This window comes from Aminobacter sp. Piv2-1 (assembly GCF_037625995.1).
Taxonomy (GTDB): Bacteria; Pseudomonadota; Alphaproteobacteria; order Rhizobiales; family Rhizobiaceae; genus Aminobacter.
Genome location: NZ_JARKMU010000006.1, coordinates 141,195 through 155,169, shown reverse-complemented (window position 1 = coordinate 155,169; position 13,975 = coordinate 141,195). Strand labels below are relative to the sequence as shown.

General features: G+C 65.6%; 11 protein-coding genes. 8 read left to right on the top strand and 3 right to left on the bottom strand.

Features of this window, described 5'->3' with window-relative positions; genetic code table 11:
* Window positions 1-3 precede the first annotated feature (3 nt).
* The 8 genes from AmiPiv_RS13045 (at window position 4) to AmiPiv_RS13010 (ending at window position 10,189) form a co-directional block, all read left to right on the top strand.
* The gene (locus tag AmiPiv_RS13045; RefSeq protein WP_340038106.1) at window positions 4-654 is read left to right on the top strand and encodes an RNA-binding protein; all 651 of its coding nucleotides are present in this window, start codon (window positions 4-6) and stop codon (window positions 652-654) included.
* Window positions 651-3,287: a translation initiation factor IF-2 gene (gene infB / locus AmiPiv_RS13040; protein ID WP_340037894.1), complete on the top strand. Its 2,637-nt coding sequence runs from the start codon at window positions 651-653 to the stop codon at window positions 3,285-3,287. Before AmiPiv_RS13045 ends, infB begins: the two co-directional genes overlap by 4 nt.
* A 114-nt stretch (window positions 3,288-3,401) precedes the next feature.
* A complete protein-coding gene (gene rbfA, locus AmiPiv_RS13035) occupies window positions 3,402-3,809 on the top strand; it encodes a 30S ribosome-binding factor RbfA (RefSeq protein ID WP_340037893.1) in 408 nt (135 codons plus the stop codon).
* Window position 3,810: 1 nt separating this feature from the next.
* The gene (gene truB, locus AmiPiv_RS13030; RefSeq protein ID WP_340037892.1) at window positions 3,811-4,758 is read left to right on the top strand and encodes a tRNA pseudouridine(55) synthase TruB; all 948 of its coding nucleotides are present in this window, start codon (window positions 3,811-3,813) and stop codon (window positions 4,756-4,758) included.
* Between the two features lie 61 nt (window positions 4,759-4,819).
* Window positions 4,820-5,914, top strand: coding sequence for a magnesium/cobalt transporter CorA (gene corA, locus AmiPiv_RS13025; protein WP_340037891.1), 1,095 nt, complete (start codon window positions 4,820-4,822; stop codon window positions 5,912-5,914).
* A 55-nt stretch (window positions 5,915-5,969) separates the two neighbouring features.
* Entirely contained in the window at window positions 5,970-6,344 is a 375-nt protein-coding gene (gene rpsO, locus AmiPiv_RS13020; RefSeq protein ID WP_340037890.1) for a 30S ribosomal protein S15, read from the top strand.
* A gap of 367 nt (window positions 6,345-6,711) precedes the next feature.
* On the top strand, window positions 6,712-8,859 hold the full coding sequence (gene pnp / locus AmiPiv_RS13015; protein WP_340037889.1) for a polyribonucleotide nucleotidyltransferase: 2,148 nt from the start codon (window positions 6,712-6,714) through the stop codon (window positions 8,857-8,859).
* A 313-nt stretch (window positions 8,860-9,172) separates the two neighbouring features.
* A complete protein-coding gene (locus AmiPiv_RS13010; protein ID WP_340037888.1) occupies window positions 9,173-10,189 on the top strand; it encodes a class I SAM-dependent methyltransferase in 1,017 nt (338 codons plus the stop codon).
* A 93-nt stretch (window positions 10,190-10,282) separates the two neighbouring features.
* On the opposite strand, the gene AmiPiv_RS13005 is transcribed toward AmiPiv_RS13010, so the two are convergent.
* From AmiPiv_RS13005 to fabB, 3 genes are all read right to left on the bottom strand, one after another.
* Entirely contained in the window at window positions 10,283-11,809 is a 1,527-nt protein-coding gene (locus tag AmiPiv_RS13005) for a putative bifunctional diguanylate cyclase/phosphodiesterase (RefSeq protein ID WP_340037887.1), read from the bottom strand.
* Between the two features lie 95 nt (window positions 11,810-11,904).
* Complete coding sequence (gene fabI / locus AmiPiv_RS13000) at window positions 11,905-12,717, bottom strand: enoyl-ACP reductase FabI (RefSeq protein ID WP_340037886.1); 813 nt, start codon at window positions 12,715-12,717, stop codon at window positions 11,905-11,907.
* A gap of 10 nt (window positions 12,718-12,727) precedes the next feature.
* The gene (fabB, locus tag AmiPiv_RS12995; protein WP_340037885.1) at window positions 12,728-13,951 is read right to left on the bottom strand and encodes a beta-ketoacyl-ACP synthase I; all 1,224 of its coding nucleotides are present in this window, start codon (window positions 13,949-13,951) and stop codon (window positions 12,728-12,730) included.
* Window positions 13,952-13,975 lie beyond the last annotated feature (24 nt).

The following is a 13,975-nucleotide window of genomic DNA, read 5'->3' as shown; positions in this document are numbered from 1 at the left end:
GAGATGAACGATCGCACCTGCATCGTTACGCGCCAGCGCGGCGAAACGGATGATCTGATCCGTTTCGTCGTCGGTCCCGATTCGACTGTTTTTCCCGATCTGAAGAGAAAGTTGCCCGGCCGCGGTTGCTGGGTGACGGCCGACCGCCTACATGTCGACAAGGCTGCGGCCAAGGGCATGTTCGCCCGCGCCTTCAAGAAGCCGGTCGTCGTTCCGGCCGACCTGGGCGCCATGGTGGACGCACTGCTTGCAAAATCGGCGCTCGGCGCGCTCGGGCTTGCCCGCAAGGCCGGGCTCGTTGCGCTCGGCGCCGCCAAGGTCGACACTGCCGTACGCGCCGGAAAAGCGCTTCTGGTGCTTCACGCCTACGAGGGCGCCGAGGATGGCGTCCGCAAGATCACCCAGGCCCGCAGGGCGACAGTCTATCTCGGCGGCCCTGCCACGCCCGCCTACAAACTTTTTTCCGAAGCGGAATTGGGTTTGGCATTGGGGGCAACAAATGTGATACATGCTGCCGTTCTCGCGGGAGACGCGGGCAAGACGGTCGCAAAGCGCATGGTTGCGCTTGACCGATATCGGGGCGGATCCCCGGATGATCTGGCAATGATTGCGGCGATTGCCGACGAAGATGATGCCGCAGAGGATATGGAATGAGCGACACCAAATCGGGCGATGACAAGACGTTGAGCGTCACTCCGAAGAAGACCTTGACGCTGAAGCGCCCGGGCGCGGAGCAGGGAACCGTGCGCCAGAATTTCTCGCATGGCCGCACCAAGGCGGTCGTCGTCGAGACCAAGAAGCGCAAATTCTCCATGCCTGGCGACAGGCATGAGCCCGCACCGTCGCCGGCTCCCGCGCCGACGATCGTCGCGCCGAAGCCCCAGCAGGCAGCGCCCGTCAACGTCGCACCGGTGGTGCGCGAGACGCCTCGCCCCCAGCCGGAACGCTCCGGCATGGTGCTGAACGAGCTGTCGCGTGGCGAGATGGAAGCTCGCCGTCGCGCGCTTGAGGGTTCGGTCGTCCGCGAACAGGAAGAACGCGCCCGTGCCGCGGAAGACACGCGCCGCCGCGCCGAGGAAGACGAGCGCCGCCGCAAGGAACGCGAAGAGTCGGCCCGTCGCCAGGCCGAGGAAGAAGCCCGTCTGAAGACGGAAGCCGAATCCCGCCGCCGCGCCGAGGAAGAGGCTCGCCGTCGTGCGCCTGCCGCCGTCCAGGCCAGTGCCGCCGACGAAGAAGAAGCAGTTGCCCGTCCGCGTGGCGGCCGCCCCGGTGGCGGCAGCGGCGGTGGAGCAGGTGCTGGCGCGGGCGCTGGTGCCGGTGCTGCTACGCCGGTGCGTCGCATCGCGACCCCCGAGGTTGCCCGTCCGGCCAAGACCAAGACCGAAGACGATCGTCGTCGCGGCAAGCTGACGCTCAATACGGCACTGTCATCCGTTGATGGCGACGCGCGTTCGCGCTCGCTGTCGGCGATGCGTCGCCGCCAGGAGAAGTTCAAGCGCGCGATGCATCAGGAAACGCGCGAGAAGATCGTGCGCGAGGTCGTCCTTCCCGAGACCATCACCATCCAGGAACTCGCACAGCGCATGTCCGAGCGCGCCGTCGAGGTCGTCAAGTTCTTCATGAAGCAGGGCCAGATGCTGAAGCCGGGCGACGTCATCGACGCCGATACGGCCGAGCTGGTTGCCGGCGAATTCGGTCACACGGTCCGCCGCGTAGCCGAGTCCGACATCGAGGAAGGCCTGTTCGACATCGCCGACCGCACCGAGGACCTGGTGTCGCGTCCGCCTGTCGTCACCATCATGGGCCATGTCGACCACGGCAAGACCTCGCTGCTCGACGCCATCCGCAACGCCAATGTCGTGTCCGGCGAAGCCGGCGGCATCACCCAGCACATCGGCGCCTACCAGGTCGAGAAGAACGGTCAGAAGATCACCTTCATCGACACGCCCGGCCACGCTGCCTTCACCGCGATGCGCGCCCGCGGCGCCCAGTCGACCGACATCGCCATCCTGGTGGTCGCGGCCGACGACGCCGTCATGCCGCAGACCATCGAGTCGATCAGCCATGCCAAGGCTGCCGGCGTGCCGATCATCGTGGCCATCAACAAGATGGACAAGCCGTCGGCCGATGCCCAGAAGGTGCGCACCGACCTGCTGCGCCACGAGGTCTTCGTGGAATCGATGGGCGGTGAAACGCTCGACGTCGAGGTGTCGGCCAAGACCGGCAAGGGTCTCGACAAGCTGCTCGAGGCCATCCTGCTGCAGGCCGAAGTGCTCGACCTCAAGTCCAACCCCGACCGTACGGCCGAGGGCGTGGTCATCGAGGCTAAGCTCGACAAGGGCCGCGGTCCGGTCGCGACCGTGCTGGTCCAGACCGGTACGCTGCTGCCGGGCGACATCCTCGTCGCCGGCAACCAGTGGGGCCGCGTCCGCGCCCTGGTCGACGACCGTGGCACGCATGTCGAAGAGGCCCCGCCGTCCATGCCGGTCGAGATCCTCGGCCTGCAGGGCACGCCGCAGGCCGGCGACCGCTTCGCGGTGGTCAACAACGAGGCGCGCGCCCGCGAGATCACCGAGTACCGCCAGCGTCTGGCGCGTGACAAGGCCGTCGCCAGGCACGCCACCCAGCGCGGCTCGCTCGAGCAGATGATGTCGCAGCTGCAGTCCTCGGGTCTCAAGGAGTTCCCGCTCATCATCAAGGGCGACGTGCAGGGTTCGGTCGAAGCGATCGTCACCGCGCTCGACAAGCTCGGCACCGACGAGGTGCGTGCCCGCATCGTCCATGCCGGCGCTGGCGCGGTCACCGAAAGCGACGTCACGCTCGCCGAGACGTCGGGTGCTGCGATCATCGGCTTCAACGTCCGCGCCAATGCGCAGGCGCGCCACGCCGCCGAGCAGGCAGGCGTCGAGATCCGCTACTACAACATCATCTACAGCCTCGTGGATGACATCAAGGATGCGATGTCGGGCCTGCTGTCGCCGGAACGCCGCGAGACCTTCATCGGCAATGCCGAGATCCTCGAGGTGTTCCACATCACCAAGGTCGGCAAGGTCGCGGGTTGCCGCGTCACCGAAGGCAAGGTCGAACGTGGTGCGGGCGTCCGCCTCATCCGCGACAACGTGGTCATCCACGAAGGCACGCTCAAGACGCTCAAGCGCTTCAAGGACGAAGTCTCCGAAGTGCCGGTCGGCCAGGAGTGCGGCATGGCCTTCCAGAACTACGAAGACATCCGCCAGGGTGACGTCATCGAGTGCTTCCGCGTCGAGATGGTGACCAGGAGGCTCTAGGCCTCTGGCATTAGTCTAACCGTTTGGACGGTGGCCGTTCGGCCGCCGTCCGTTTTCGTGCAGCAGTGAACGCGGTCCCAGTCCGCTCCCTGCGACATTTGGATATTCAGGACCATGTCCCGTTTTACGAACTCAGGCCCCTCCCAGCGCCAGCTTCGCGTCGGCGAGCAGGTGCGCCATGCGCTGTCCGAAATGCTGCAGCGGGGCGAAATTCTCGATCCGCTGATCGAGACGACGGTGATTTCGATCTCCGAGGTGCGTATGTCGCCCGACCTCAAGATCGCCACCGCCTTCGTGTCGCCGCTCGGCGCCAAGGAGCCGGCGGCGGTCATCGAGGCGCTCAACAAGCATGCCAAATTCATCCGTGGCCGCGTTTCATTCGCCCTCAGGCAGATGAAATACATGCCGGAATTCCGTTTCCGGCTGGACACCAGTTACGACAATTTCGCCAAGATCAACGATCTGCTGCGCTCGCCCGAAGTGGCGCGCGACCTGGACGGCGAGGAAGACAAGGAAGACTGACATGTCGCGTCGCGGCAAGAAGAAAGGCCGGCCCGTCTCCGGCTGGCTGGTGCTGGACAAACCGGTGGGCATGGGCTCCACCGAGGCCGTGTCCAAGGTGAAGTGGCTGTTCAACGCCGAGAAGGCCGGTCACGCCGGAACCCTCGATCCGCTCGCCTCGGGCATGCTGCCGATCGCGCTGGGCGAGGCCACCAAGACCGTTCCCTACGTCATGGACGGCGCCAAGATCTATCGCTTCACCGTCGCCTGGGGCGAGGAGCGGTCGACCGACGACCTCGAAGGTCCGGTGACCAGGAGCTCCGACAATCGTCCGAGCGAGGCCGAGATCCGCGCGCTCCTGCCGAAATATACCGGCGTCATCATGCAGACGCCGCCGCAGTTCTCGGCGATCAAGATCGCCGGCGAGCGCGCCTACGACCTCGCCCGCGAGGGCGAGACCGTCGACATCCCGGCGCGCGAGATCGAGATCGGCCGCCTCGACATCGTCGAGAACAGCGCCGACCGCACCGTCTTCGAAGTCGAGTGCGGCAAGGGCACCTATGTGCGCTCGCTGGCCCGTGACATGGGCCGCGACCTCGGCTGCTATGGCCACATCGCGGAGCTGCGCCGCACCGAGGTCGAGCCCTTCACGGCCGACGACTTCGTCACCATCGCCGAGCTGGAAGCGGCGCGCGCCGCCGGCCAGCCGGAGGGCGAGGAAGGCCGCTGGGATTTCCAGGCGATCGACGAGTTCGTGGTCGACACCTCGGCCGCGCTCGACTGCCTGCCGCAGGTCGCCGTCACCGACGAGGCCGCCAACAAGATCAGGCTCGGCAATCCGGTCATCGTGCGCGGCCGCGACGCGCCCGTCGAGGCCGAGGAAGCCTGCGCCACCGCGCGCGGACGCCTGGTCGCCATCGGCGCCATCGAGCAGGGCATGTTCAAGCCGAAGCGCGTGTTCACCGCCTGATGCTTGTTTGCGGCCGCGGTTTCCGCTTGGATCATGGCGGTGATTCCCTGAGCAAGGCGCGATGACCGAGGCAAACAAGACCCTGAAGCGCGAACCCCGACATGCAAGGCGGGCACCGGTCGGTGCCTCGCCGGGGACTCTGATTGCCGATCCTTCGGCGCGTCAGTCGGCTCTCAATCTCACGCTCATTTCCCCCGACGCCTGCGAATTCATCGACAATGCCAGCCTTGGCGATGTCGAGGCCGCGTGCGAACAGTGGCCGCTGATCTGGCTCGATTGCGTCGGCCTCGCCAATATCGCGCTCATCGAGGAGATCGGCCGGATCTTCGGCCTGCACACGCTGGCGCTGGAGGACGTGGTCAACACCGGCCAGCGACCCAAGGCCGACTTCTTCGACGACTATGCCTTCTTCATCCTCAGCATGATCGACGACGTGAAGACTGGTCGCTACGAGCAGATCTCCTTCTTCTTCGGCGAAAACTTCGTCGTCACCTTCCAGGAGCGCGAGGGCGATCCGTTCGGGCCCGTACGGCAGCGCATCCGCACCTCCAACCCGAGCAGGCTGCGCAACGGCAAGGCCGACTACCTCGCCTATGCGCTGATCGACGCGGTCGTCGACAGCTATTTCCCGATCGTCGACGCCACCGGCGACAAGCTCGACGCCATCGAGGACGAATTGCTGGCCGCACCGCAGAAGCACCACATCAGCCAGCTGCACGGCCTGCGCCGGGCGACGAACCTGCTCAAGCGCACGATCTGGCCGCTGCGCGACGCGCTGACCGCGCTGATCCGCTCGGACGCTGCCTTCATCTCGCCCGAGACCAAGGTCTATTTCAACGACACGCTCGACCATTCGATCCGGTTGACCGAAACGGTCGAATCCCAGCGCGAGACCATGATAGGCCTCATCGAGATGCACCTGTCGCTGGCGCAGGCGCGCACCAACGAGATCATCGCCGTGCTGACCATCGTCTCGGCGATCTTCATCCCGCTGACCTTCCTTGCCGGCATCTGGGGGATGAACTTCGATCCCGCATCCTCGCCGTGGAACATGCCGGAGCTGCTGTCCTACTACGGCTATCCGGCCGCCCTCGGCTTCATGGCGTTGGTGGCGATCGTGCTCTTGGTGATATTCCGCCTGCGCAAGTGGATTTGACGGCCTGGCAAGCCGGCTCGCAAAATAGCTGGCTTTTGCCGCCGAATTCCACTATATGCGCCGCAACATTGCGCTTTCGGGTGCTTTGTTCACCGGCCCCAGCTGGACGACATCCCGGCCGTGGGCGACCCGTTTCCTCAAGATCGAAAGGAAAAACACGATGTCGATCACTGCCGAGCGCAAGTCGGAACTGATGGCAGAATTCGCGACCGTCAAGGGCGACACCGGTTCGCCGGAAGTCCAGGTTGCCATCCTCTCCGAGCGCATCAAGAACCTGACCGAGCACTTCAAGGACCACAAGAAGGACAACCACTCCCGCCGTGGCCTTCTGGCGCTCGTTTCCCAGCGTCGCAGCCTGCTTGACTACCTCAAGCGCAAGGACGACGCCCGTTATCAGACGCTGATCGACAAGCTCGGTCTCCGCCGCTGATGAATTGACCGGCGGGTTCTCCGCGAAGGGAACCCGCCGGTCGTGCATTCGGGCTGCCGATCCGGCGGTCCATCGGTCCGATCCCGCCACAGGGGCAAGGTCGCACCGAGAACGGTTCCGGAGCGCCACGCTGACGCGCCCGAACCGCCCATGGACGGTCATGGGGCAGGATTGCAGGACGTTCGGTCGGCCGCTTCTGAGCGGCCCGCATCTTCGCCGAGCCTCTTGTTGTCTTGCCCGTGGCTGGCCAAACCGAAGCCAGGCGCACAGCCCCCAGTCGAAGCCATGAGGCTTCCGGGCTGGCGCCAAACAGGGAACAGGCGCGCCGCATGGCGGCTTCCGCCGTTCCCGCTACGAAGGACAGGACATGTTCAACCAACACAAAGTCGAAATCGAATGGGGCGGCCGCCCGCTCATCCTCGAGACCGGCAAGATCGCGCGTCAGGCCGACGCCGCCGTTCTCGCCACCTACGGCGAGACCATCGTGCTTGCCACGGTCGTCTCGGCCAAGGAGCCGAAGCCGGGCTTCGATTTCTTCCCGCTGACCGTCAACTACCAGGAAAAGACCTACGCAGCCGGCAAGATCCCGGGCGGCTACTTCAAGCGTGAAGGCCGTCCGAGCGAGAAGGAGACCCTGGTCTCCCGCCTGATCGACCGTCCGATCCGTCCGCTCTTCGCCGACGGCTACAAGAACGACACCCAGATCGTCGTCACCGTCGTCCAGCACGACCTCGAGAACGATCCGGACATCCTGTCGATCGTCGCCACCTCGGCGGCGCTGACACTTTCGGGCGTGCCCTTCATGGGCCCGATCGGCGGCGCCCGCGTCGGCTACATCAACGGCGAGTTCGTGCTCAACCCGCACATCGACGAGATGCAGGAATCGAAGCTCGACCTCGTCGTCGCCGGCACCAACGAAGCCGTCCTGATGGTCGAGTCGGAAGCCCAGGAGCTGCCGGAAGACATCATGCTCGGCGCCGTCATGTTCGGCCACCAGGGCTTCCAGCCGGTCATCGACGCGATCATCAAGCTGGCCGAAGTGGCCGCCAAGGAACCGCGCGACTTCACCGCGCCGAGCTATTCCGAGCTCGAGACCGAGATGCTGGCCCTCGCCGAGGCCGATCTCCGCGCCGCCTACAAGATCATCGACAAGCAGGCCCGCTACGCCGCCGTCGACGCCGCCAAGGCCAAGGTCAAGGCTGCCTTCGCCGCCGAGGGCGAGGAGGCTCCTAAGTGGTCGTCCGAGCAGGTCGCCACCGTGTTCAAGGAACTCCAGGCCAAGATCGTGCGCTGGAACATCCTCGACACCGGTTCGCGCATCGACGGCCGTGACCTCTCGACGGTCCGCGCCATCGTCTCCGAAGTCGGCGTCCTGCCGCGCACCCACGGTTCGTCGCTGTTCACCCGCGGCGAGACCCAGGCGCTGGTCGTCGCCACGCTCGGCACCGGCGAAGACGAGCAGTATGTCGACGCGCTCACCGGCATGTACAAGGAGAAGTTCCTCCTTCACTACAACTTCCCACCCTACTCGGTGGGTGAGACCGGCCGCATGGGTTCGCCCGGCCGTCGCGAAATCGGCCATGGCAAGCTCGCCTGGCGCGCCGTCCGCCCGATGCTGCCGGCTGCCGAGCAGTTCCCCTACACGCTGCGCGTCGTCTCGGAGATCACCGAGTCGAACGGCTCGTCGTCGATGGCCACCGTCTGCGGCACCTCGCTGGCGCTGATGGACGCGGGCGTTCCGCTGCAGAAGCCGGTTGCCGGCATCGCCATGGGCCTGATCAAGGAAGGCGAGCGCTTCGCGGTCCTCTCCGACATCCTGGGCGACGAGGATCACCTCGGCGACATGGACTTCAAGGTGGCCGGCACCGCCGGCGGCATCACCTCGCTGCAGATGGACATCAAGATCAGCGGCATCACCGAGGAGATCATGAAGATCGCCCTCGACCAGGCCAAGGACGGCCGCATCCACATCCTCGGCGAAATGGCCCATGCCATCTCCGAGGGCCGCAAGGAACTGGGCGAGTTCGCGCCGCGCATCGAGGTCATGCAGATCCCGACCGACAAGATCCGCGAAGTGATCGGCTCGGGCGGCAAGGTCATCCGCGAGATCGTCGAGAAGACCGGCGCCAAGATCAACATCGAGGACGACGGCACGGTCAAGATCGCTTCGTCGAACGCCAAGGAGATCGAGGCGGCCAAGAAGTGGATCCACACCATCGTGGCCGAGCCGGAAGTCGGCGAGATCTACGAGGGCACGGTCGTCAAGACCGCCGACTTCGGCGCCTTCGTCAACTTCTTCGGCCCGCGCGACGGCCTCGTCCACATCTCGCAGCTGGCCAACGACCGCGTTGCCAAGACCTCCGACGTGGTCAAGGAAGGCGACAAGGTCTGGGTCAAGCTGATGGGCTTCGACGAGCGCGGCAAGGTCCGCCTGTCCATGAAGGTCGTCGACCAGGCCACCGGCAAGGAAATCGCCAAGGAAAAGAAGGCCGAAGGCGAAGAAACCGCCGCCTGATCGCCTCGACAGCCGATATGAGGCGGGCGCGGCCGTAAGGTCGCGCCCGTTTTGCTTTGCGGGTCGGGCCTCTTGGGAGGCGCTCGACGTTCGAGGGGCGGAACTTTCCCCCACCCCCCCCTCTCTGGTCTTGAGTTTGTCGAAGGGCCGGCCATCTCCCCCTCGAGGGGGAGATCAGCTTCGGCCTCGGCGTCTTGCGGCGACGTTGGCGATTGGCGAAGGCGGATGTGGCAACCAATCTCCCCCCTTGAGGGGGAGATGGCTGGCAGGCCAGAGGGGGGTGGGAAGAAACGCGAGCTCCGAGGAAATCGTCATGTCGCGCGATGCACTGAAAACCCTGTTCTATCCCTTCGAGGCCGAGGCGCTGCCGTTGCCGGCGAAGGGTTCGCGCGCGCTGTTTCTCGGCGCGGAACCGGGCTTCAGGCTGCCTGACGGGTTCGGCGCTGCGCTGTCCCTGGTCCAGGGCTTCCGACCCTATTTCGCTTCGCTGCAGTCGGCCGGGCACCATGTGACCCAGCGTGCCGAGGGCGAGGGCTACGAGCTGGCTCTGGTGCTGGCCGGTCGCCACCGTGGCCTCAACGAGCTGCGCATCGCCGACGCCATCGAGCGGACGGGCGAGGGGGGCACGATCGTCGTGGCGGGCGGCAAGGAAGATGGCATCGCCAGCCTGCGCAAGCGCCTGGGCGGCTTGGTCGAGATCGCCGACCACCTGCCCAAGTATCACGGCACGGTCCTGTGGTTCCGCCGCGATGCGACAGCGCTCGCGGCTGCAGCGGCGTTGCGTGCCGACAATCCCGACACGCTGGTCGACGGCCGCTTCCACACCGCGCCTGGCATGTTCTCATTCGACCGCATCGACACCGGCTCGCGTCTTCTGGTCGAGTATCTGCCTGACGACATCAAGGGCAAGGTCGCCGACTTCTGCGCCGGCTGGGGCTATGTCGCGGCGGAAGTCGCGGCGAAGGCCAAGGAGCTCAAGGCGCTCGAACTTTTCGAGGCCGACTACGACGCCCTGGAGGCCGCCAGGCGCAATCTGCAGGTGGAGGGCATGGAACCCCGCTTCCACTGGCAGGACCTGCTCAAGGAGCCCGTGGAACGGCGTTTCGACATGGTGGTGATGAACCCGCCCTTCCACCAGGACCGCGACGGCGATCCGGAGGTCGGCCAGCGCATGATTCGCGCGGCCTCGGCGGCGCTCAAGCCGGGCGGGCGGCTCTACATGGTCGCCAACCGCCATCTGCCCTACCAGCCGGTGCTGGCAGGGGCTTTTGCCTGGCATGAGGAACTGGCCGTCGAGGGCGGCTTCAGGATCTGGACCGCGCGGCGCTGACAGCCGGCGGCCAAGCCAATAACTCGGAAACGTGCAGGCGCGCTTCTCCGACTGGAATTGTGCCTTCGCTATTCGAAGAAGGGCAAGCGGGCCTCAGTGGATGCTGGCGGCGCTTGCGGCCGGAATCTCGCTGATGGTCAGCGGCGCAGGGCGCCCGAACAGATAGCCCTGCACGACCTGGCAGCCGGCCGCGCGCAGCAGCGTCGCCTGCGTCTCGGTTTCCACGCCTTCCGCGATGGTGCGCACGCCAAGCGCGCGCGAAAGCCCGACGATGGTCGACACCACGGCGCCCGAGTTCGTGTCCGTCTCCATGCGGCTGACGAAGGCGCGGTCGATCTTGAGCTTGTGGAAGTTGAAGTCGATCAGATAGGCGAGGTTCGAATAGCCGGTGCCGAAATCGTCGACGGCCACAGAAATGCCCATGGCGGTCAGCTGCTTGAGGATTTCCGCCGCCCGGTCGCGGTCCTGCATCATCGCCGATTCGGTCAGTTCGAGTTCCAGGCGCCTGGGCTCGATGCCCGTGTCGGTGATGATCTTGGCGACGAGGCCGACGAAGTCGCGGGTCATGAACTGCACCGGCGAGATGTTGACGGCCACGAAGCAGTCGTCCGGCAACAGCCGGGAGTCGATGCAGGCCTTGCGCAGCACCCATTCGCCGATCGGCGCGATCATGCCGGTCTCCTCCGCCACGGAGATGAAATCGGCCGGGGGGATCATGCCGCGCTCGGGGTGGCGCCAGCGGATCAGCGCCTCGTAGCCGACGATGCGGCCCGCGGCGAGGTCGAGCTGGGGCTGGTAGTGCAGGTCGAAGTCGCCGCGCTCGAGCGCGACGTGCAGTTCCGATTCCACCCACTGGCGCTGTTCGGCCACCTTGCCCATGTCCGGCTGGAAGACGGCCCAGCTGCCGATGCCGCTGGCACGGGCGTTCTGCAGCGCGAGGTTCGAGCGGCGCAGCAGCTGGACGGGGTCGTAGCCATCCTTGGGCATCGCCACTACGCCGATCGACACGTTCACCGACTGGACGTGGGAGGGCAGCGGATAGGGCCGCATGAGGTCTTCGATGGTGCGCTCGATCGTCGCTTCCAGCGACCCGTCGACCTGGCTGTCGGGGCAGAGGATGGCGAACTCGCCGGCGCCGATGCGTCCCACCACCACGTCGCGCGGCAATGCGGCCGTCAGCCGTTCCGTGAAGGCGCGGATCAGTGCGTCGCCGTTGCAATAGCCAATGGCATCGTTGATCTGCTTGAAGCGGTCGATGTCGACGTCGATCAGAAACACCGGCCTGCCGGTGCGCGCGGTGGCCGAGGCGGCCTCGGCGATCTTGCCGACCATGGCGGTGCGGGCCAACAGCCCGGTCAGCTTGTCGAAATTGGTTTCGTTGAAGACGTAGTCGGCGGATTCGTCGACGCCGGCGAAGAACGACATCGCCGCAATCGAGGCGGCCAGCGCGCACAGGGCGGCGATGACGGCGGCGACCGTCTCGCTCGGCAGGCCGGCAACCTGGCTGCCCCAGGCGTACCGCATGCCCCATACCGACAATACGAAGGCGCCCAGCCCCGAACTGGCGATCGTCACGAGCCGAAACAACTTGCTCCGGCTGGGGTTCCTGGCGGCAGGCATGCGTAATGTTTCCCAACTTGCGCGGTTTTTCTACCGATTCGCGAGTTAAGGTCGCTTGCTGCGAATGTCTACAATTTTAGCGAACGGCCGATTTCTCAGTCGCGGCCGCCGTCCATCTGCTTGAGTTCGTCCAGCGTCGGCATCGAGACGATGTGGTAGCCCGAATCGACATAGTGAATCTCGCCGGTCACGCCCGACGACAGGTCCGACAGCAGGTAGAGCGCCGAACCGCCGACCTCGTCGATGGTCACGGTGCGGCGCAGCGGCGAATTGCGCTGCTGGTAGGAGAACATGTGGCGCGCATCCGAGATGCCGGCACCGGCAAGCGTGCGCACCGGACCGGCGGAGATGCCGTTGATGCGGATGCCGCGCGGGCCGTAATCGTTGGCGAGGTAGCGCACGCTGGCCTCGAGGCCCGCCTTGGCTACGCCCATGACGTTGTAGTTGGGCATGACGCGCACCGAGCCGGCATAGGTCAGCGTGATCATCGAGCCGCCCTCGTTCATCAGGGCGGCCGCGTGCTTGGCCACCTCGGTGAAGGAGAAGCAGGAGATCACCATGGTGCGCACGAAATTCTCGCGCGTGGTGTCGGCGTAGAGGCCCTTGAGCTCGTTCTTGTCGGAGAAGCCGATGGCGTGCACCAGGAAGTCGATGCCGCCCCACTTCTCCTTCAGCGTCTCGAAGGTGGCTGCCACCGAGGCGCTGTCCTCGACGTCGCAGGGGACCAGGATCTCGGCGCCGACCTTCTCGGCCAGCGGCTTGACGCGGCGGCCAAAGGCCTCGCCCTGGTAGGTGAAGGCCAGTTCGGCGCCGTGCTGGGCGAGCTTCTGGGCAATGCCCCAGGCAATCGAATGGTCGTTCGCGACGCCCATGATGAGCCCGCGCTTGCCCTTCATCAGTCCGTCCATATTGGTGTCCCTATGCGGAGAGGCGCTGGAAAACCAGCGTGGCGTTGGTGCCGCCGAAGCCGAAGGAGTTGGACAGCACGGTATCGATCTTGGCGTTGTCGATGCGCTTGCGCACGATCGGCATGCCTTCGAACTCGGGGTCCAGCTCTTCGATATGGGCGCTTTCGCCGATGAAGCCGCCCTGCATCATCAGGATCGAGTAGATCGATTCTTGCACGCCGGCGGCACCCAGCGAATGGCCGGTCAGCGACTTGGTCGAGGTGATGTTGGGCAGCTTGTCGGCGAAGACTTCGCGGATGGCGCCCATTTCCTTCGAATCGCCCACCGGCGTCGAGGTGCCGTGCGTGTTGATGTAGTCGACCGGACCCTTCACCGTCGACAGTGCTTGGCGCATGCAGCGGATGGCGCCTTCGCCCGAGGGGGCGACCATGTCGTAGCCGTCGGAGGTCGCGCCGTAGCCGACCAGCTCGCAGTAGATCTTGGCGCCACGCGCCTTGGCATGCTCGAGCTCTTCGAGAACAAGCACCCCGGCGCCGCCGGCGATGACGAAACCGTCGCGGTTGGCGTCATAGGCGCGCGAGGCGACCGAGGCGCGGTCGTTGTACTTGGACGACATCGCACCCATGGCGTCGAACAGGTTCGACATGGTCCAGTCGAGGTCTTCGTGGCCGCCGGCGAACATGACGTCCTGCTTGCCCCACTGGATCATCTCGGCGGCGTTGCCGATGCAATGCGCCGAGGTCGAGCAGGCCGACGAGATCGAATAGTTGACGCCGTGGATCTTGAACCAGGTGGCGAGCGTCGCCGAGGCCGTCGAGGACATCGCCTTCGGCACGGCGAACGGCCCGATGCGCTTGGGGCTGTTGTTCTTCTGCGTGATCTCGGCTGCCTCGACGATGGTGCGGGTCGAGGGGCCGCCCGAGCCCATGATGATGCCGGTACGCGGGTTGCCGGAAACGACGCTTTCCTCGAGGCCGCTGTCGGCGATCGCCTGCTTCATGGCGACATGGTTCCACATGCCGCCCTGCGACAGGAAGCGGGCGGCGCGGCGGTCGACCAGGTCGGTCGTGTCGAGGTTGGGCGCACCCCAGACCTGGCACCTGAAGCCGTGCTCGGCGAAATCGTTGGAGAAGCTGATGCCGGACTTGGCGTCACGCAGTGACGCCGTCACCTCGTCGGCGTTGTTGCCGATGGACGATACGATGCCAAGGCCCGTTACGACGACACGTCTCATGAAAATCTCCGGTCCAGTGTATGG

Excerpts from the sequence above, each read along its gene's own strand:
- rbfA (WP_340037893.1), top strand. The coding sequence starts at position 3,402 with ATGTCCCGTTTTACGAACTCAGGCCCCTCCCAGCGCCAGCTTCGCGTC.
- truB (WP_340037892.1), top strand. The coding sequence starts at position 3,811 with ATGTCGCGTCGCGGCAAGAAGAAAGGCCGGCCCGTCTCCGGCTGGCTG.
- corA (WP_340037891.1), top strand. The coding sequence starts at position 4,820 with ATGACCGAGGCAAACAAGACCCTGAAGCGCGAACCCCGACATGCAAGG.
- rpsO (WP_340037890.1), top strand. The coding sequence starts at position 5,970 with ATGCGCCGCAACATTGCGCTTTCGGGTGCTTTGTTCACCGGCCCCAGC.
- AmiPiv_RS13045 (WP_340038106.1), top strand. The coding sequence starts at position 4 with ATGAACGATCGCACCTGCATCGTTACGCGCCAGCGCGGCGAAACGGAT.
- infB (WP_340037894.1), top strand. The coding sequence starts at position 651 with ATGAGCGACACCAAATCGGGCGATGACAAGACGTTGAGCGTCACTCCG.
- AmiPiv_RS13005 (WP_340037887.1), bottom strand. The coding sequence starts at position 11,809 with ATGCCTGCCGCCAGGAACCCCAGCCGGAGCAAGTTGTTTCGGCTCGTG.
- fabB (WP_340037885.1), bottom strand. The coding sequence starts at position 13,951 with ATGAGACGTGTCGTCGTAACGGGCCTTGGCATCGTATCGTCCATCGGC.
- AmiPiv_RS13010 (WP_340037888.1), top strand. The coding sequence starts at position 9,173 with ATGTCGCGCGATGCACTGAAAACCCTGTTCTATCCCTTCGAGGCCGAG.
- pnp (WP_340037889.1), top strand. The coding sequence starts at position 6,712 with ATGTTCAACCAACACAAAGTCGAAATCGAATGGGGCGGCCGCCCGCTC.
- fabI (WP_340037886.1), bottom strand. The coding sequence starts at position 12,717 with ATGGACGGACTGATGAAGGGCAAGCGCGGGCTCATCATGGGCGTCGCG.